The sequence below is a fragment of the Acinetobacter sp. DMC2 genome, from assembly GCF_056314305.1.
Window position 1 is genome coordinate 386,305 of record NZ_JBQUYP010000005.1, and the last position, 18,140, is coordinate 404,444.

Consider the following 18,140-nt stretch of genomic DNA (forward strand, 5'->3'; position numbering starts at 1 on the left):
TATTTTAGTTGACATGCTATGTATATACAACCACATACAACATGTTAATTTATGAAATAAATAGACTTTAAAAAGTTTAAAAAATAAACATGGCTCAATAAGACTTAATTTAAAGTTTTATGTAGAGAAATTCAAATATATAAAGGTTTTATCAATATTTATTTAATAGTCATTTCTACTATGCCTGTGCTCAATTCAAGGATGTAAAAAGTATCGTCTTTTCTAATTTACGAAACGCTGCTTAAAATTTTTATTTAAAATAACTGATCGATAGTATTCTTCTGCCACACAGTATATTAATAAAACTGGAAGCACATCGAATGCGTAATTATAAAATAGATATTCTTCGAGGAATCTCTATCCTTTTGGTTCTTTTACATCATTTTAATATTCCCTATAAACTTAAAGATACATGGTTAGGTTTTGATTTCTTAGGTGAAGCATTTAGCACAGTCATCGCAAGAAACGGAAATTATGGCGTCACCATGTTTTTTGTGATTTCGGGTTTTTTAATTACCCATCACACTTTAAAAAGAGACAAACAATTCTCTGGAATTAACCTCAAACATTTTTATATCCGACGCGCAGCGCGTATTTTACCGTGTCTGTTATTACTCATTTTAGGTGTAAGCATACTCGGTTCGTTTGACTTAAAACCCTTTATGAACCAAGCTCCGAATGGCATTGAGGTTTCCTATCCCCTAACAATTTTTGCAGCTTTAACCTTCTGGATGAATATCCTGATTATTAAATTTGGTTGGGTAAACTACGCTTTAGGCGTGTTGTGGTCGCTCTCTGTAGAAGAAGTTTTTTACTTTGTTTTTCCATTATTATGCCTGTTCACGCGTAGTAATAAGGTCTTTATTGCTGTATTGATTGGAGTGATTTTATACGGCCCTTATTTTAGGTCTCTCCATTTTGGAGAAGAAAGCGGCGCTTATTTATATCATTATTTTTCGAGTTTTGATGGTATAGCAATTGGCTGTTTAACTGCCATTTTTTCTCATAAATATCAGCCAAATTGGCACTATAAAAAACCTCTTTCGTGGTTGATTATTTTGAGCATGGTCGCTCTTTATTTATATGCGCCAATTAAAGAAGTCAGTACATGGGGTATCAGCTTATTTGCTTTTGCCACAGGCTTACTCATTTTGTGTTTTCAACAACCTTCCGAAACGCAAGCACAGAGTCTATTTACAAAAATCATGGTCTGGTTAGGGCAAAGAAGTTATGAAACTTATTTGTTTCATCTGGTTGTGCTGGGCCTTATGAAGGTTGCTTTTGTTCCAGCTCAAACCGACTCTAGCATCAAAATTATACTTTTAATTGGCTATCTGATTCTGACCTTTATTATCAGCGCAGCAATTGAGAAATATTATTCCACACCGCTTAACAGCTACATTCGAAAGATTTTCATTAAAGACAAATCATAAAAAAAGCCCCTTTAAAATAGGGGCTTTTTTAATTAAGCAATCAACATGGTTTCATCTTCTTGTTTAAAAGGATTAGGCCAGCGTTGCCAAGCTTGTGGTCCTAAAGCCATTTCTTCATCACTTAACAAGCAACGGTCTAAGCGTTCTATTAAAGCTTGCTCATCCATTTGCATACCAATTAACACCAGTTCCTGACGTGCATCACCTGTTTGAACGTCCCAAACCTTTTTAATTTGTTCGATGCTGTCTAAGTCACTCGGCCAATCTTCTTCTGCAACGGCCGCCCACCAATAACCTGCTAAGCCATGTCGTGCCATCGCCCCCGCTTGTGACCATGAGTAAGCCAATGTCGGTTCAGCAGCCAACCAGAAAAAGCCTTTAGAACGTACGACACCCGGCCATTCAGCCTGTACCAAATCATAAAAACGCTCTGGATGGAAAGGTCGACGCGCACGGTAAACAAAGCTACTGATTCCATACTCTTCAGTTTCTGGCGTATGTTCTCCACGTAATTCTTTTAACCAGCCTGGCGCTTGTGCAGCTTCATCAAAATCGAATAATTGTGTATTTAAGATTTTATCTAAAGCGATCTTTCCAAATTGAGCAATTTCAATTCGAGCACGCGGGTTTAGAGTTTTTAAAATCGCGATGAGTTGGTCTTGCTGAGCCTGATCAATCAAATCAATTTTATTCAGCATAATCACATCACAAAACTCAATCTGATCAATAAGAAGATCAACCACAGTTCGCTCATCTTGTTCACCTAGCGACTCGCCACGTTGTTGCAGGGAGTCGATTGAACCGTAATCTTTAAGAAAGTTAAAAGCATCGACTACCGTAACCATGGTGTCGAGTCGAGCAAACTCATTGAGAGAGTTTCCATCTTCATCTTCAAAAGTAAAAGTTTCTGCAACAGGGAGTGGTTCAGAAATACCTGTCGACTCAATCACCAATTGATCAAAGCGTCCTTCATCGGCTAAACGTTTAACCTCAACCAGTAAATCTTCTCGTAACGTGCAACAGATACAGCCATTACTCATTTCCACCAGCTTTTCATCTGTTCTTGAAAGCTCCGCCCCACCTTCACGTACTAGTGCCGCATCAATATTCACTTCAGACATATCATTGACAATCACGGCAATACGGCGGCCTTCACGATTATTTAAAATATGGTTGAGTAATGTGGTCTTTCCTGCACCCAAAAAACCAGATAAAACAGTGACGGGAAGCTTGGCAAATGAGTTGGCGATTGCAGTGCGCATGGCTTGATCTCTTTGAATAATATTTAAACTGATCATGGCTGGCCATTTAAATATGGCCAGATCACAGGCGTAATCTATTTCTAAACCACAATAATGTTATGTTATAACATAACTATTGATCAAGCTTTTATTCCAGTTTTATTTAAGCCCATTCACTTAGTCTTTGAAAAAATTGCTTTTATAGTTACTGACAAATCGAGGTTCTATAGTGATGATCAGGTCCCCATGAACGGAATCCTTGGCTATCAATATGGATTTGTCCCGAAGCATAAACACCCAGCCCCATATTAAGTGCTTGGCCCTTGGTTTCCCAGAACTGACAAAGTTTAGTTTTGGTTTGTTGAATATTGAACTGGTCTAAATCGGTAGGCTGTTCTGGTCCAATTCGAAAATCAAGCGCTGCATTAAAGACATGTCGAGAAGCATCTGCGCCACCCGCACAGCGATTTAAAGATAAAGCTCGATAGGCCGAGGTCACTTCAAAATCGTTAATTACACCATCGTCAACTAATGCTTTTAAAATGCTAAGCGTCGGAACGATATTGGACCAAATCTCTCTTGGTGGCACCGCATAGGGTTCAACTCCACATTTTTGCCAATCGCGAGCCGAGCGTAATAACTCATAGTCTGGAACTAAATTGGCAAGCCCTTTTTGCTTAAGAAATTGCTTATAGGCTTGTACAGACTGTCCGTGATCTGCGGTTGCGATCCAAGCCACATAATCTTCAGGTTGCTGCTTTATTCTGACCACTGTTTTAGAAGGCTGAGGCAAAGAGTGAAAATGCTTAGAATCTGTTGGCTTGGGTGTTTGAGTACTACACGCTGTAAGAGATAATAAAATTAAACCTAAATAACGTTTCATAAATATGCTCTATCTTCGCCAAAAATGGGAAAACTGCTCATCATTAAATTGAGCAAATGTTATATTATAACAATAATAAAGTCCTTTAATTTCTGTTGTTAAATTTTAAAAATAAAAAAGGACGTATTAGATACGTCCTTTTGATAACAACAACTTAAGCTGTTATTAAATATCGGCTTCTACAGCAGTTAAAGACTGCTCAGCTTTTAGTTTTCGGCGTTTAAATTGATAAGCCACCATCAAACACAAGATCCAACCAGGAATCATCATGACCGCAACACGCATATCTGGAGTTAAAGACATCACAATTAAGATGCCCAACATAAATACGATGCATAAATAGTTGCTAAATGGATACATGAAGCTTGGGAACTTCGTTGTTTGCCCTTGGCGTTGCATATATTTACGGAATTTTAAATGCGTCCATGAAATTACAACCCAGTTAATCACAATGGCTGCTACAACCAACATCATGAGTAAACCAAATGCTTTTTCAGGGAAAATATAATTTAACAGTACACATAAAATAGTCACAGCAGCAGAAAGGATCACTGCATTGGTTGGAATACCACGTTTATTAATGTGTGCAAATACTTTTGGTGCATTTCCTTGTTGTGCAAGGCCCAATAGCATACGGCTACTGCAATAACTTGTGCCGTTATAAACTGAAACCGCTGCTGTCAAAATGACAAAGTTCAATAACGTTGCAATGCCTTGGCTATCTAAAGAAGCAAACACCATCACAAATGGGCTTCCGCCTTGTGCCATTTGATTCCATGGGAATAGCGAGAATAAAACAAAAAGTGTCGCAATATAGAAAATCAAAATACGGTAAATAATTTGATTTACAGCTTTAGGTAAAGTTTTATCAGGGTCACGTGCTTCAGCCGCAGTAATACCGAAAAGCTCAATACCACCGAAAGCAAAAATAATGACCGCCATTGCCATGACTAAGCCTTCAACACCAAATGGGAAGAAACCACCCAGTGCCCAAAGGTTCGAAATGCTTGCCTGTGGACCTGCCGTTCCTGTTGCAAGCAAATATGAACCAAAACCAATCATTGCAAGAATCGCCAAGATTTTGACAATAGAAAACCAAAATTCCATTTCGCCAAAAAACTTAACATGCAGCAAATTAATGCCATTAATTAAGACAAAGAAGGTTAAAGCAGATGCCCACGTTGGGATTTGCGGCCACCAATATTGAATGTAAAGACCAATTGCGCTTAGTTCTGCCATACAGACGAGCACATTGAGTACCCAATAGTTCCATCCTGACATGAACCCTGCAAATGGTCCCCAATATTTGTAGGCAAAATGACTAAAAGAACCACTAACGGGCTCTTCAACCACCATTTCACCAAGCTGACGCATCATTAAAAAAGCAATAAATCCTGCAATGGCATAACCGAGGATGACCGATGGACCTGCTAATTTAATCGATTGTGATATACCAAGAAAAAGCCCTGTGCCAATCGCCCCACCCAATGCAATAAGCTGGATGTGCCGATTACTCAAACCATGTTTCAGGTTTCCTTGCTCTTGTGCTGACATATGATTATTCTCATCCGTGTCACGTAATTTTTTTCCAATAAATTACGTATATCATAAATTGATCAAACTTTCATAGATATTCATGAAAAAATAATTGCGTGACTTTTCTCATGACCGCGAATGAAAACAGAAAATACAAGAAATGACAATTATTATGAAATGTGTAATTAAATTATGTATTGCGTAATTTGGTGAATTCAGTATTATAGAGACATGAAGCAATTGGTTGTGCTCGGTCTATATCAAACTCATAAGACAAAAGATGATCTAAGCAAAGGTTAAAACTTATTGAGTAGCTCAGTCCTAGACCGAACTTTTATTTGTATAAGACCCGAGATAAAGACAAGGACGCGAAAATGGAACAAAAACTAAACTCTTTTATTGAAGTTTCACCTCAATCAGATTTCACTATTCATAATTTGCCTTATGGTATTTTTAGCAAAACAGCTGATGGCGAGCGTCAAGTTGGCGTAGCTATTGGTGATTGGGTGATTGATCTCGCTGCTCTTGAAAAGTACGGTCTTTTAAAACTCTCAGAACAAGACACATACTTTAATCAACCCACACTGAATAAATTTATCGAGTCTGGCAAAGCCAACTGGTCAAAAGTTCGTAAAACGTTACAGTCTCTTCTTTCAGTTGAAAATTTAACACTTCAAGAAAATGAAGCATTACGCCAAGAAGTTTTAGTTAAGCAAGACAGCGTTACTTTGCATTTACCTCTTCAGGTGCCTGGTTATACCGATTTCTATTCTTCTAAAGAGCATGCAACCAATGTGGGCTGTATGTTCCGTGATCCTAAAAATGCTCTACTTCCAAACTGGAGTGAATTGCCTGTTGGTTATAACGGTCGTGCTAGCTCTGTTGTAGTTAGTGGCACTCAAATCGTTCGTCCATCTGGGCAAATTAAACTTCCAAATGAAGAGCGCCCAGTTTTTTCTGCAACGCGTAAACTCGATTTTGAACTTGAAACAGCATTTGTTATTGGTAAACCAACGGGGCTTGGCCAGCCAATCTCGATTGAAAATGCGTGGGACCATATTTTTGGAATGGTATTACTCAATGACTGGTCAGCACGTGACATCCAGCAATGGGAATATGTTCCACTTGGGCCATTTAATGCAAAAACTTTTGCAAGCTCGATTTCACCTTGGGTGGTAACGCTTGAAGCACTTGAGCCATTTAAAGTTGAAGGCCCGAAACAAGAACCAAAACCACTGGCTTATTTACAAGAAAGTGTTGCCAATAGTTACGACATTAATTTGAGTGTTGAAATTCAAACCCCGAAATCTGCACAAGCTGATGTGATCTGCAAAACCAATTTTAAATATATGTATTGGTCTATGTCTCAGCAGCTCACTCATCACACCATTGCTGGTTGTAACGTTCAAGTTGGTGATTTAATGGGTTCAGGTACGATTTCAGGTTCTACACCAGATTCATATGGCAGTTTGCTTGAGCTTACATGGAACACTACTAAACCTCTGACACTTGCTAATGGTGAAACTCGTGGTTTCTTACAAGACGGCGATACACTCATCATGAAAGGCCACTGTGAGAAAAATGGTATTCGCATTGGCTTTGGTGAAGTTCGAAATACGGTGCTTCCTGCATTAACGTTCGATTTTGCAGAGACTTCGGAGCCTGACTATGAAGCTGTATAGTTACTTTCGTAGCTCTGCAGCCTACAGAGTACGGATTAGTCTAAACATTAAAGGTTTAGCTTATGAGACTGTTCCAGTTCATCTGGTAACAAACGAACAGCAAAACGAAGACTATTTAAAGTTAAACCGCAGTGCTCTCGTTCCGACATTAATTGACGGCGATTTAACCTTGTCTCAATCGTTAAGTATTTTGGAATATCTGGATGAAAAATATCCAGAAACCAAATTACTTCCAAGTGATGTGCAAGAGAGAGCCAAAATCCGTGCTTTTTCCCAAGCAATTGCTTGCGATATTCACCCGTTAAACAACTTACGCGTACTGAAATATTTAAAAAATGACCTAAATGTTTCGGACGAACAAAAAAATTATTGGTATCAGCACTGGATTATTGAAGGCTTTCAAAATCTCGAACAGTTACTTCAAGATTCAAACGGACAATTTTGCTTTGGAGAAGAAGCCACAATTGCCGATTGCTGTCTGATTCCACAAGTTTACAACGCGAAACGCTTCAATATTGATTTATCTGCGTTTCCAAAAATTGAATCGATTTATCACCATTGTTTGTCTATCCCAGCCTTCTATAACGCGGCGCCAGAACAACAACCAGATTGGGAATAGTAAAAAGGAGTTTCAACATGACATTTGCCATTAAAAAAATACATCACGTTGCATATCGTTGTAAGGATGCGAAAGAAACTGTTGAGTGGTATAAAAAAATGCTCAATATGGACTTTATTTTAGCTTTTGCTGAAGACCATGTGCCTTCAACTAAAGCCTTTGACCCATATATGCATTTATTCTTAGATGCAGGTCAAGGCAACGTTTTGGCTTTCTTTGAATTGCCAACTCAACCAGACATGGGCCGAGACGAAAATACCCCACAATGGGTACAACACATTGCTTTTGAAGTTGAAGACTTAAATGCGTTGATGGCTGCGAAGCAACATTTAGAAGAAAATGGCGTGAAAGTTTTGGGCGTAACCAACCATGGCATTTTCCACTCAATTTATTTCTTCGACCCAAATGGCCATCGTTTAGAATTGACTTATAACGATGTGCATGCTGAAGAAAAAATTGCAAAAATTACAGAAGAAATGAAAGCTGAAATGCTAGAGGAATGGAGCAAAACCAAACGCGCTCCGCACCACACTCATTTCTTACATGAAGCAGAGTTAGGAACCTAATTTAAAAGAGCAAACTAAAAAGTCGGCATTGATTAGAATTGTTTGAATGAACGGTTCTATATCAATGCCGATTTATATTATTTAAAACTGCTAAATTTCTAGAAAATCGCGCTATAAATAAGAGTGTCGGGATTTTAGAAAATTGTTGATTATTAAACATGCCAATTTCGCTAATAGAAAAAGGTGATTTCTATTTCTCACTAGGCTCAGGCATGATGTAAATCGCAGCAATTTCAATTTATTTTTTTGAACATCGCTGTTTAACAGCTGAAGTAACTTTATTAAGGGTATTTAAATGATTGAAGAAAAAGTATCTGGGGGGGTTCAATCACTTGAAGTCGGTTTATCTGTACTAAACGCCCTTTTAGAGCACAATCAACCTATTATTCTCAAAGACCTATCGAGCAAGCTAGAAATGCATCCTGCCAAAGTGCATCGCTATCTGGTCAGCCTTATTCGCATGGAATATGCAAAACAACTTGATGATGGGCAATATGCTTTAGGTGATCAGGCATGGCGCTTAGGCCTAAACTGTGTTCAGCATAGCGACACACTACAGCTAGTACAGCATTTAATTTATGACCTACAAAACAAAATTGGTTGTGGCATACAAATTAGTAAATGGTCGCCTAAAGGCCCTGTAGTTGTTCAATCGATTGAATCAAACCACCCTATTTCGATTGTCACTAAAGTCGGCTCAATTATGCCTTTAGTCAATTCTGCTGCGGGACGTTTATTTGCTTCTTATCTTCCAGAGCATTTTGTTCGCCCCTTAATGGAAACAGAATGGCAAAAGCATCAAGAGCTTGGTCTAAACATCGCACCACAAAACTGGGAAGCGTTTACAGAGCTTAAAGAAACCATTCGCCAACAAGAAATGTCAGCAGCGAAAGGTGACTTACTGACAGGAATTAATGCGGTGGGTTTACCTGTGTTTAACTCAAACCAGAGCATTGAGTTTTGTATTGTTGCACTGGATAGCGAAATGTTTTTACCAGTCGACCCTCACAGTAAAACGATTGAAATCTTGAAAAATGAAGTGAAGCTCATCAATCAATATATTAAAAGCCGCTAATCAACATCAATAAAAAAACCAAGAGATCAAACTCTTGGTTTTTTTAGATCAGGAATAAAGCTCAGCTTATTTATTTAGTTTCTAAAACACCACGGCGAATCTGGTCACGTTCAATCGACTCAAATAACGCTTTGAAGTTACCTTCGCCAAAGCCATCATCATCTTTACGTTGAATAAATTCGAAGAAGACTGGGCCAATCATGTTTTCAGAGAAGATCTGCAATAACAGCTTCTTCTGGCCATCTTTAGTGTTGCCATCTAGCAAAATACCACGCTGTTTTAACTCTTCAGTTGGCTCACCATGCTCAGGTAAACGTTCTGGTAGCATTTCATAATACGTATTTGGCGGCGGTGTCATAAATTTCAGACCGAGGCTTTTTAACTTATCCCAAGTCGAAATTAAGTCATCACAAATAAACGCGATATGTTGAATACCTTCGCCATTAAAGTCAGATAGGAACTCTGCAATTTGGCCGTTTCCTTTGTCCGAATCTTCGTTTAATGGAATACGGATCTTGCCGTCTGGCGCTGTTAATGCTTTAGACGTTAAGCCTGTATATTCGCCTTTAATATCAAAGTAGCGAATTTCTTGGAAGTTAAAGATTTTTTCATAGAAGTTTGCCCAATACTCCATACGGCCTTTGTAGACATTATGAGTTAAATGGTCAATTTCGTTTAGACCTGCACCCACTGGGTGTCTTTGAGCATCATCAAAGAACGTAAAGTCGTTTTCATAAATATCGCGGTCAACTAAAAAGATTGGCATGCCACCAATACCTTTAATTGCCGGAATGTTGAGCTCCATTGGCCCAACTTTTGAATACATTGGTTCAGCACCTAGCTCTACAGCCTTTTGAAAAGCTTTTGCTGCATCACGTGTTTTAAAACCCATTGCACAAGCTGATGGGCCATGTTCATTAAAGAAGAATGAAGCATAAGATTCTGGCTGATAATTCAGGATAATATTGATATTTCCTTGACGCCATAAGTACGCTTCTTTCGATTTATGCTTGGCTACTTTTGAAAAGCCGATTGTTTCAAAAACTGGATCTAATTCATTTTCTTTCGAAACAAACTCAATAAATGCAAAACCGCATAATTCTAATGGGTTCTCTAAAATATCCATCTAGTTTCCCTCTGGTGATTACCTGTTCCGTTTATCTCTATTGCTGATGAACTCAGCTCCTTTCTCTATAGAATACGTAATCATTGGGTGAGTATTTGAACCGTCAAAATGCCTTAACCCAACGCATCCTATGAGAAAAAAACGAGTCGCTAAAACGAAGATATGATGGGCGTAAAGCCTTTGATGATTAATTTCCGTTCCATGTGGTGTTTATTTTCCATACACACTGTCCTTTGTTATCTAAAAGTACGATTGAGATTTTTCAATAAACCTTTAAAAATCGTCTTTTCCTAAAAATCATTTATAGATTTATGGAGACCAACATCCTTGTTGGATCTCCAATGGCCATTTACCTTGAATTAGATGCTACTAAAAACAATCAAATTATGCAATACATAACTTAATTATGAATTGCATAATTTTAGTAATCTTGAATTAAGCTATTTTAAAATTTATGGTCAGTTTTCAAATTTTGTTTATGATTTCTACAATAAGCCCCACCATCCATTTGATTTAGGAAAACTTATGATCTTGGTTAGCGCCTGTTTAATTGGTGAACCTGTTCGATATGATGGTAAATCTTGTCCAAATACTTTACTTAAGCAACTATTACTCAATAAAAAAGCCCAATCATTATGCCCAGAGTTATTAGGGGGTTTTACGACTCCTCGCTTACCTGCAGAAATTGTAGGAGGAACAGGTCAAGATGTGCTTGATGGCAAAGCAAAAGTTACCGACTCATCTGGTCTAGATGTAACTGATCTATATTTAAAAGGCGCTTATCGCACACTAGAAGTCGCACAACAAATAAAAGCAAGTTGTGTGGTATTAAAAGAAAATAGCCCGTCTTGTGGTAGTCAAAAAATTTATAACGGTACTTTTCAAGGCGAAAAAATTGTGGGAACTGGAATCACCACGGCACTGTTGCGGCGCCATGGTTTTGAAGTGATTTCTGAAAATGAAATTGAAGATTGGTTAGTGAAGCACCCTCTTTAAAAGTTACTCAATTTTGTTTTTAGCAAGATCATTTACATCTTTACGACTTGCCCAGTAAGTCGCAAGCGCAGGGCCAGAAATATTGTGCCAAAGGCTGAAAATTGCGCTGGGTACGGCCGTAATTGGAGATGCAGCAAAATGTACTGCTGCCAGCGCAACACCTAAGCCTGAGTTTTGCATCCCTACTTCTACCGCAATTGCCTTACTGTCCGCATACGGTAGTTTAAAGAAACGTGCCGCGGTAAAACCTAATAAATATCCAAGGCCATTATGCAATATCACCACAGCTAAAATGAGCAAACCCGACTGTAAAATTGCCGCTTTACTGCCGCCAATAATGGCTGCCACAATCGCGACAATTGCAATGACTGACACTAAAGGCATCACTTGAATATAGGACTCGACTTGACGCTTGAGCAACGTTCTTAAAATTAACCCAACTACAATAGGAAGCAATACCACCTGCAAGATTGAAATAAACATAGAAGCTGCATCAATCTTTAACCATTGGCTAGCAAGCAGATAGAAAATAGCAGGTGTTAATACAGGTGCTAAAAGCGTAGATACCGATGTACAAGCCACCGATAAAGCCACATTGCCTTTGGCCATGTAGGTAATCACATTTGAAGCAGTTCCGCCCGGACAACATCCCACTAAAATGACGCCGACAGCGATTTCAGGGGGTAAATTAAATAATTTACATAAGATAAATGCCAAGCCCGGCATCACTGCAAACTGCGCTACGACCCCAATTAATACTGCTTTAGGGCTTTGTAATACCCCTTTAAAGTCGTCTACAGTCATAGTCATTCCCATGCCGAGCATAATAATCCCCAAAATCCATGGAATGTATGCTTTGAGCCAAACAAAAAATTCAGGCTGCCATAGCGCTAGCGCTGCAAAAACAATCACCCATAGGGCAAAAGTTTTTTGAATAAATTGAGTAAAGCGCAAAAATGCAGCCATATTTTCTATCCCTAAAAATAAAATATGAAAGTTAAAATACTAGAGCAATATACTTAGTGCTTACTCAACAGATCAGTCGATTGAATACGGACAACACCTTGTTGCTGCATGGTTTGCCACGCATTTTCTAATGAACCATTCAGATCAATACCTTTGCAAGCATCTTCAACCACTAAAGTTTTAAAACCTTGTTTTACTGCATCTAAAGCAGTCCATGCGACACAAAAATCTGTGGCAATTCCAACCACATAAACCGTATCAATGCCACGCTCTTTTAAATACCCCGTTAAACCCGTCATTGTGGTGTGGTCTGCTTCCATAAAAGCTGAATAGCTATCAATATGCGCATGAAAGCCCTTTCGAATAATCAGTTGAGCGGTCGGAATATTTAAATTCGGATGAAATTCGGCATCTTGAGTACCCTGCACACAATGCTTAGGCCAAAGCACTTGTGGCCCATAGTCGAGTTCAATGGTTTCAAATGGCTGCTTACCCGAATGGTTTTGTGCAAAAGATATATGATTATCGGGATGCCAATCTTGGGTCAGCACAACATTTTCAAAACAACCTGCCAATCGGTTAATGGTTGGAATAATTGTATCGGCATCGGCAACTGCTAAGTTTCCACCCGGTGTAAAACCATTTTGTACATCAACTACGATTAAAACCGCATTTTGTGGTTGTTTATTCATATTCATGTCATCTTCAATCCCAACCGGGAAAATTGCATTCTATCTTGCCATAAAAAAAGTACATATTAAGTAAGGTCCAGTCGAATCAGGCTCTATTGTTATATTTAATGGCCTCTCTCAGCTGACAATAATGAAAACATCCTATCTTTTCCTCAAGTTTACCTCGCGATTATCCGTTAGGCGTATTGTTCTTATGCGTCTGATCAGTCATAATTTGCATAATTGTCATTCAACAATCTGTTATTGTTAGAACTGGACAATCAAAATACTGCAACCATCCCACATTTTGTTTTTCTTACCTCAGATTCGGATGGATAAATAGGATATTTTTAAAAATGACTCAGCAAGCACAGACCATTCAAGGCTCAATCGTCGCAATCGTCACACCAATGTTGAAAGACGGCGGTGTAGATTGGAAGGGTCTTGAGAAGCTGGTTGAGTGGCACATAGAACAAGGTACAAACAGTATTGTAGCCGTCGGTACAACTGGCGAAGCCTCAACATTGAGCATGGAAGAGCACACACAGGTTATTAAAGAAATTATTCGTGTAGCCAATAAACGTATTCCAATTATTGCCGGTACTGGTGCAAACTCAACCCGTGAAGCAATCGAATTAACTAAAGCTGCGAAAGATCTGGGCGCGGATGCAGCTTTACTTGTGACGCCGTACTATAACAAGCCAACTCAAGAAGGCCTATTCCAACACTATAAAGCGATTGCTGAAGCCGTAGAACTACCTCTTATTCTTTATAACGTACCAGGTCGTACTGGTGTAGATCTTGCAAACGACACAGCTGTACGTTTAGCAGAGATCCCTAATATTGTTGGTATTAAAGATGCGACAGGTGATGTACCTCGCGGTAAAGCTTTAATCGAAGCTTTAAATGGTAAGATGGCTGTCTACTCAGGTGATGATGAAACTGCTTGGGAACTCATGCTTCTTGGCGCTGATGGTAATATTTCGGTTACTGCGAATGTTGCACCTAAAGCAATGAGTGAAGTATGCGCTGTTGCAATTGCTAAAGATGAACAACAAGCGAAGACGATTAACAATAAGATTGCAAATTTACACAATATTCTATTTTGCGAATCAAACCCAATTCCTGTGAAATGGGCACTACATGAGATGGGACTGATTGATACTGGTATTCGTTTACCACTCACTCCTCTCGCTGAGCAATATCGCGAACCTCTCCGCAATGCCCTAAAAGATGCGGGAATTATTTAATAAGAGCAATTTATGATGCAATTACGTCTTGGTTTAGTCCTTGCAGTTTCAGCCTTAAGTTTAGCTGGTTGTGGTCGCTTCGCAATTAATAATCACTCTTTAGATTATAAAAATGCCAAGCAACTTGCCCCGCTTGAGTATCCTGCCGATGCAACTGTACGACCAGTGACACCTTTGTATCCTGCACCAACTGTTGACCAGCTCGCTATTGAGCACGCGCCGAAGTTTGAAAACCAGCGTGGTAACCGTTTTGCATTGCCACGCCCTGAACAAACTCAAGGTAGCAATGCAACAGCAGATGTATCTGCTCAAACGACAACTGCGCTTGGTCGTCCTCAGCTTGTGACCGACGGTAATAAAAACCCATTATTAAAAGTTGATGGGAATACGACCGAGATCTGGCAATACACCAAAGCGACATTAAGTACTTTAAATTACAACATCATCGCTCAAGGCAGTAATCAGGCGACGATTAAAGTAAATGACAATACTTATGTGCTTAAACTTACTGGTGTAGGTTCAAGTCATACTCTTGCTCTATTTAATTTAGACAACACTTTTGCAAGCCCAGATGTGGCCGCTGAAGTGTTAAACCAGATTTACCAAAATTGGCCAGCCTAGTCGTTTACTAGGCATTTTTTTTAAAAGGTTCCCTCATGTTAAAACAAACCTTGCTCTATACTGGTAAAGCAAAATCTGTATATGAAACAGACAATGCCGACCATCTGATTTTAGTCTTTCGTGATGATGCCTCTGCGTTCAACGGCGAAAAAATCGAACAACTAGATCGTAAAGGCAAGGTGAACAACCTTTTTAACGCCTTCATCATGGAAAAACTTGCTGCTGCGGGTATTGAAACGCATTTTGAAAAATTGCTTTCTCCAACTGAAGTGCTTGTTAAAAAACTTCAAATGATTCCTGTTGAATGTGTAATTCGTAACTACGCAGCTGGTTCTCTATGCCGTCGCTTAGGTGTAGAAGAAGGTAAAGAGTTAACTCCTCCTACATTTGAATTGTTCTATAAAGATGACGGTCTAGGCGACCCAATGGTTAACGAATCTCAAGCGATTGCTTTAGGTTGGGCGACTGCTGAACAATTAGAACAAATGAAAGTGTTAACTTACCAAGTAAACGATGTATTAAAAGCATTATTTGCTGAAGGCAACATGATCTTGGTGGACTTCAAGCTTGAATTCGGTGTTTTCCATGACCGTATCGTGCTTGGTGATGAATTCTCTCCAGACGGCTGCCGTCTATGGGATAAAGACTCTAAGAAGAAACTCGACAAAGACCGTTTCCGTCAAGGTTTAGGCGGTGTGGTTGAAGCTTATGAAGAAGTTGCTGCTCGTTTAGGCGTAGATTTATCTGCTCTCTAATGGTTCAAACTTCATGAAAAACCGGGCTTTAGCCCGGTTTTTTTATATAAGGTATTTTAGAAAATAAATAATGTAGACAGATTTGTCTATTAAAGTAAATTAGCACTTGCACAAACTCAATTTAAAACACTAAAATCTAAAAAAACATTAAGCACTTCACAATAATTAAATTTCAAAACTAGGGTAAAGCTATGGAAATATCTAAGCTTGAAAAGAGATTAATGAATCATCCAATCCATTTTGGTGAAAATCCTTTGGTCTTATTAACTAACTTTAGCAATTCAGCCTTAAAACAAGGCTGGAGTCAGGCAGAAGTCGAATCTGTTATTTCTAAAGCCTCTCAAGGTGACTATATGGCACTGATCCGCACGTTAAGGGCTTATACATTTCTTTAATCTTATTGCTGATGATCTGCTGCCATTTAACATTCAATTTATAAAAAGACACATAAAGCTGTTAGGAATCGACTGGATTTATCCCAAGCACTGCCTTATCAATGAATAAAAATAAGAAATATAAATTATTTATTCAGTGAGGAGTAAACCTGATGGATCATGAAATAGAGGAAAAAAAGGTCGAGAAAACCTTAAGCTGGCGTGAAAAAATGGCAGTTGAAGAACATGAAAAACTGTCACCCCGTTTGGTCTATGAAATTATCCGCCGTGATGGTGCCGAAGAGCTGGATCGTCCAACGGCTGCACTCATCTTTTCAGGGATTGCTGCGGGTTTAGTTATCAGTTTTTCATTTGTATTTAAAGCGATTATTGCTTCTTATCTCCCAACTGATGCAATCTGGACCGATTTAATCACCAATATCGGTTATACCATTGGGTTCCTGATCGCTATTTTGGGTCACATGCAACTCTTTACCGAGAATACTATCACCACTGTTGTGCCTTTATTCAAACCCTTTACCTTCGATAAATTACGAGCAGTGGGCCGCTTATGGGGAATTGTGATTCTCTGCAATATTATTGGAACAGCGTTGGCGAGTTTATTTTTCTTAACTACTCACCTGTTTACTCCAGATATTGACAAAGCACTGGATGAACTCGCCCATCATGTCGGTTCCTTTTCTGCAACCCAGAATCTGCTCAAAGGTATTATGTCAGGGCTGTTAATTGCTGCCTTGGTCTGGATGTTACCTTCAGTTAGTAATAAGTTCCTGCTTATTTTTTTCATGACTTACTTGATAGGACTGGGTGACTTTACCCATGTAGTGGTGGGTTCTACAGAAATGTCCTATCTCGTCTGGCAAGGAGAAGCTTCCATTAATGACTATCTGTTTACTTTCCTCGTTCCCACCACTATTGGCAACATTGTTGGCGGTACAGGTGTATTTACACTACTGATTTATGGTCAGGTCACTGAAGAACTAGAGCAGAAGCATAAATAAATTATTGTTCCTGCTGCCATCTGCGTTGCTGTAAGCGCTCCCCTTCAACCTCACGCTTATTTCTTGCAGATTCATAGAGTTTGGTTCCCTTTAACTCTGGCGGCAAATAATCTTGCAACACAAAGTGCTCAGGATAATCGTGAGGATAGAGATAATTAATCCCATAGCCTTGTTGTTTCATAAGCTTGGTTGGTGCGTTTCTCAAATGCAAAGGTACAGGTAAATTTGCCGTTTTTTCAGCAAGTTCCAAGGCCTTATTAATCGCTAAATAAGTACTATTACTCTTTGCACTCGTTGCTAAATAAACCGCGGTTTGGCCTAAAATAATTCGAGCCTCAGGCATCCCCACTGCTTGTACAGAGCGGAAACACTCACCTGCAAGTAATAGCGCATTAGGGTTAGAGTTTCCGATGTCTTCTGAGGCAGCAATCAGCATACGTCTTGCAATAAAAACGGGATCTTCTCCGCCTTTGAGCATACGTGCCATCCAATACAGGGTTGCATCTGGATCACTACCACGAATTGATTTAATAAAGGCAGAAACGAGGTCGTAATGCTGCTCACCCGATTTGTCATAACGCGCAATATTTTGCTGAGCGACTTTCACCACCACCGCATTGGTAATCGTGTTTTCAATTTCTGGTTCAAAGGTACTTGCAATTAAATCCAGTAAATTAAGTGCCTTACGAGCATCGCCTGCTGCAAACTGAATGAGAGCATCATATTCTTCAACATGAATATAACGCTCTTTTAGAAATTTATCGGCTTGAAGTGCATTGTTGAGTAACGTCTGAATTGCCTCACTGTTTAAACTATTTAAGGTATAGACCTGACAGCGAGATAAAAGCGCACTATTCACCTCAAAAGATGGGTTTTCAGTCGTCGCGCCAATTAAGGTAATTTTGCCTTTTTCAACTGCACCTAATAAAGCATCTTGCTGAGATTTATTAAAACGATGAATTTCGTCAATAAAAACGACTGGTGTTAGTAAATCGCCACTTTCTGCAATCACTTCACGTAATTCTTTTACACCCGTATTCAGCGCAGATAAGCTCACAAATGGGCGATCTATCGCTTGAGCCAAAAGCAAAGCAATTGTTGTTTTACCAACGCCTGGTGGCCCCCAAAAAATAATAGAAGGCAAATGCCCCTGATCAATCATTTGACGTAGTGGCGCATGTTCACCTAACAAATGATCTTGCCCAATAATTTCAGACAAGTCTCTCGGGCGCAGGCGTTCAGGAAGTGGAATATGGGTGTCTGACATCTCAAATGGCTTTATCGTCTTTTCTCTATAGTCTATTGTGTCTCACAGAAATCTACA

18 protein-coding genes are annotated in these 18,140 nt (G+C 39.1%); 11 read left to right on the forward strand and 7 right to left on the reverse strand.

Translation table 11 applies throughout. The annotated features are described in order from the left end of the window. Positions 1-320: 320 nt before the first annotated feature. The gene (locus tag ACT53H_RS13145; RefSeq protein ID WP_476009364.1) at positions 321-1,433 is read left to right on the forward strand and encodes an acyltransferase family protein; all 1,113 of its coding nucleotides are present in this window, start codon (positions 321-323) and stop codon (positions 1,431-1,433) included. A 32-nt stretch (positions 1,434-1,465) separates the two neighbouring features. On the opposite strand, the gene zigA is transcribed toward ACT53H_RS13145, so the two are convergent. From zigA to ACT53H_RS13160, 3 genes are all read right to left on the reverse strand, one after another. Beyond that, positions 1,466-2,731 (reverse strand): zinc metallochaperone GTPase ZigA, encoded by a 1,266-nt coding sequence (gene zigA / locus ACT53H_RS13150; RefSeq protein WP_476009365.1) that lies wholly within the window; start codon positions 2,729-2,731, stop codon positions 1,466-1,468. A gap of 148 nt (positions 2,732-2,879) precedes the next feature. Continuing rightward, complete coding sequence (gene zrlA, locus ACT53H_RS13155; RefSeq protein WP_004790177.1) at positions 2,880-3,557, reverse strand: D-Ala-D-Ala carboxypeptidase ZrlA; 678 nt, start codon at positions 3,555-3,557, stop codon at positions 2,880-2,882. Positions 3,558-3,722: 165 nt separating this feature from the next. Further along, complete coding sequence (locus ACT53H_RS13160; protein ID WP_005300436.1) at positions 3,723-5,111, reverse strand: amino acid permease; 1,389 nt, start codon at positions 5,109-5,111, stop codon at positions 3,723-3,725. A 356-nt stretch (positions 5,112-5,467) separates the two neighbouring features. Between ACT53H_RS13160 and fahA the strand changes: the two genes are divergently transcribed. The 4 genes from fahA to ACT53H_RS13180 all read left to right on the forward strand — a co-directional run bounded on the left by fahA (position 5,468) and on the right by ACT53H_RS13180 (position 9,035). After that, on the forward strand, positions 5,468-6,775 hold the full coding sequence (fahA, locus tag ACT53H_RS13165; RefSeq protein ID WP_443270574.1) for a fumarylacetoacetase: 1,308 nt from the start codon (positions 5,468-5,470) through the stop codon (positions 6,773-6,775). Next, entirely contained in the window at positions 6,762-7,394 is a 633-nt protein-coding gene (gene maiA / locus ACT53H_RS13170) for a maleylacetoacetate isomerase (protein ID WP_476009366.1), read from the forward strand. Before fahA ends, maiA begins: the two co-directional genes overlap by 14 nt. A gap of 17 nt (positions 7,395-7,411) precedes the next feature. Then, positions 7,412-7,960, forward strand: coding sequence for a VOC family protein (locus ACT53H_RS13175; protein WP_004790185.1), 549 nt, complete (start codon positions 7,412-7,414; stop codon positions 7,958-7,960). Positions 7,961-8,255: 295 nt separating this feature from the next. Beyond that, positions 8,256-9,035 carry an IclR family transcriptional regulator gene (locus ACT53H_RS13180; RefSeq protein WP_005300427.1) on the forward strand — a complete coding sequence of 260 codons (780 nt, stop codon included), beginning with the start codon at positions 8,256-8,258 and terminating at the stop codon, positions 9,033-9,035. Positions 9,036-9,105: 70 nt separating this feature from the next. On the opposite strand, the gene hppD is transcribed toward ACT53H_RS13180, so the two are convergent. Continuing rightward, positions 9,106-10,161, reverse strand: a complete 1,056-nt coding sequence (hppD, locus tag ACT53H_RS13185) for a 4-hydroxyphenylpyruvate dioxygenase (protein ID WP_151963710.1) — start codon at positions 10,159-10,161, stop codon at positions 9,106-9,108. Between the two features lie 525 nt (positions 10,162-10,686). On the opposite strand from hppD, the gene ACT53H_RS13190 reads away from it, so the two are divergent. Next, positions 10,687-11,157, forward strand: a complete 471-nt coding sequence (locus tag ACT53H_RS13190) for a 2-thiouracil desulfurase family protein (RefSeq protein ID WP_476009367.1) — start codon at positions 10,687-10,689, stop codon at positions 11,155-11,157. Between the two features lie 3 nt (positions 11,158-11,160). On the opposite strand, the gene ACT53H_RS13195 is transcribed toward ACT53H_RS13190, so the two are convergent. Both ACT53H_RS13195 and pncA read right to left on the reverse strand, forming a co-directional pair. After that, positions 11,161-12,123 carry a bile acid:sodium symporter family protein gene (locus ACT53H_RS13195; protein ID WP_004790192.1) on the reverse strand — a complete coding sequence of 321 codons (963 nt, stop codon included), beginning with the start codon at positions 12,121-12,123 and terminating at the stop codon, positions 11,161-11,163. A gap of 53 nt (positions 12,124-12,176) precedes the next feature. Next, entirely contained in the window at positions 12,177-12,821 is a 645-nt protein-coding gene (pncA, locus tag ACT53H_RS13200; RefSeq protein ID WP_476009368.1) for a bifunctional nicotinamidase/pyrazinamidase, read from the reverse strand. 329 nt (positions 12,822-13,150) lie between these two features. Here pncA and dapA point away from each other — a divergent pair, with 329 nt between their 5' ends. The 5 genes from dapA to ACT53H_RS13225 all read left to right on the forward strand — a co-directional run bounded on the left by dapA (position 13,151) and on the right by ACT53H_RS13225 (position 16,816). After that, entirely contained in the window at positions 13,151-14,044 is an 894-nt protein-coding gene (dapA, locus tag ACT53H_RS13205; protein WP_005300412.1) for a 4-hydroxy-tetrahydrodipicolinate synthase, read from the forward strand. A gap of 15 nt (positions 14,045-14,059) precedes the next feature. After that, positions 14,060-14,665: a lipoprotein-34 precursor (NlpB) gene (locus ACT53H_RS13210; protein ID WP_476009383.1), complete on the forward strand. Its 606-nt coding sequence runs from the start codon at positions 14,060-14,062 to the stop codon at positions 14,663-14,665. Positions 14,666-14,700: 35 nt separating this feature from the next. Next, positions 14,701-15,420 (forward strand): phosphoribosylaminoimidazolesuccinocarboxamide synthase, encoded by a 720-nt coding sequence (purC, locus tag ACT53H_RS13215; RefSeq protein ID WP_004790203.1) that lies wholly within the window; start codon positions 14,701-14,703, stop codon positions 15,418-15,420. A gap of 191 nt (positions 15,421-15,611) precedes the next feature. After that, positions 15,612-15,815: a hypothetical protein gene (locus ACT53H_RS13220; RefSeq protein WP_004790205.1), complete on the forward strand. Its 204-nt coding sequence runs from the start codon at positions 15,612-15,614 to the stop codon at positions 15,813-15,815. 152 nt (positions 15,816-15,967) lie between these two features. Next, entirely contained in the window at positions 15,968-16,816 is an 849-nt protein-coding gene (locus ACT53H_RS13225; RefSeq protein ID WP_174759655.1) for a formate/nitrite transporter family protein, read from the forward strand. 1 nt (position 16,817) lies between these two features. Here ACT53H_RS13225 and ACT53H_RS13230 read toward each other — a convergent pair whose 3' ends face one another. After that, a complete protein-coding gene (locus tag ACT53H_RS13230) occupies positions 16,818-18,083 on the reverse strand; it encodes a replication-associated recombination protein A (protein ID WP_476009369.1) in 1,266 nt (421 codons plus the stop codon). Positions 18,084-18,140: the final 57 nt, after the last annotated feature.

Bases quoted from the DNA above. Each gene is read 5' to 3' on its own strand.
- ACT53H_RS13210 (WP_476009383.1), top strand. From the start codon at position 14,060: ATGCAATTACGTCTTGGTTTAGTCCTTGCAGTTTCAGCCTTAAGTTTA.
- ACT53H_RS13195 (WP_004790192.1), bottom strand. From the start codon at position 12,123: ATGGCTGCATTTTTGCGCTTTACTCAATTTATTCAAAAAACTTTTGCC.
- ACT53H_RS13160 (WP_005300436.1), bottom strand. From the start codon at position 5,111: ATGTCAGCACAAGAGCAAGGAAACCTGAAACATGGTTTGAGTAATCGG.
- zrlA (WP_004790177.1), bottom strand. From the start codon at position 3,557: ATGAAACGTTATTTAGGTTTAATTTTATTATCTCTTACAGCGTGTAGT.
- dapA (WP_005300412.1), top strand. From the start codon at position 13,151: ATGACTCAGCAAGCACAGACCATTCAAGGCTCAATCGTCGCAATCGTC.
- ACT53H_RS13175 (WP_004790185.1), top strand. From the start codon at position 7,412: ATGACATTTGCCATTAAAAAAATACATCACGTTGCATATCGTTGTAAG.
- ACT53H_RS13190 (WP_476009367.1), top strand. From the start codon at position 10,687: ATGATCTTGGTTAGCGCCTGTTTAATTGGTGAACCTGTTCGATATGAT.
- ACT53H_RS13230 (WP_476009369.1), bottom strand. From the start codon at position 18,083: ATGTCAGACACCCATATTCCACTTCCTGAACGCCTGCGCCCGAGAGAC.
- ACT53H_RS13145 (WP_476009364.1), top strand. From the start codon at position 321: ATGCGTAATTATAAAATAGATATTCTTCGAGGAATCTCTATCCTTTTG.
- pncA (WP_476009368.1), bottom strand. From the start codon at position 12,821: ATGAATATGAATAAACAACCACAAAATGCGGTTTTAATCGTAGTTGAT.
- fahA (WP_443270574.1), top strand. From the start codon at position 5,468: ATGGAACAAAAACTAAACTCTTTTATTGAAGTTTCACCTCAATCAGAT.
- maiA (WP_476009366.1), top strand. From the start codon at position 6,762: ATGAAGCTGTATAGTTACTTTCGTAGCTCTGCAGCCTACAGAGTACGG.
- zigA (WP_476009365.1), bottom strand. From the start codon at position 2,731: ATGATCAGTTTAAATATTATTCAAAGAGATCAAGCCATGCGCACTGCA.
- ACT53H_RS13225 (WP_174759655.1), top strand. From the start codon at position 15,968: ATGGATCATGAAATAGAGGAAAAAAAGGTCGAGAAAACCTTAAGCTGG.
- ACT53H_RS13220 (WP_004790205.1), top strand. From the start codon at position 15,612: ATGGAAATATCTAAGCTTGAAAAGAGATTAATGAATCATCCAATCCAT.
- ACT53H_RS13180 (WP_005300427.1), top strand. From the start codon at position 8,256: ATGATTGAAGAAAAAGTATCTGGGGGGGTTCAATCACTTGAAGTCGGT.
- hppD (WP_151963710.1), bottom strand. From the start codon at position 10,161: ATGGATATTTTAGAGAACCCATTAGAATTATGCGGTTTTGCATTTATT.
- purC (WP_004790203.1), top strand. From the start codon at position 14,701: ATGTTAAAACAAACCTTGCTCTATACTGGTAAAGCAAAATCTGTATAT.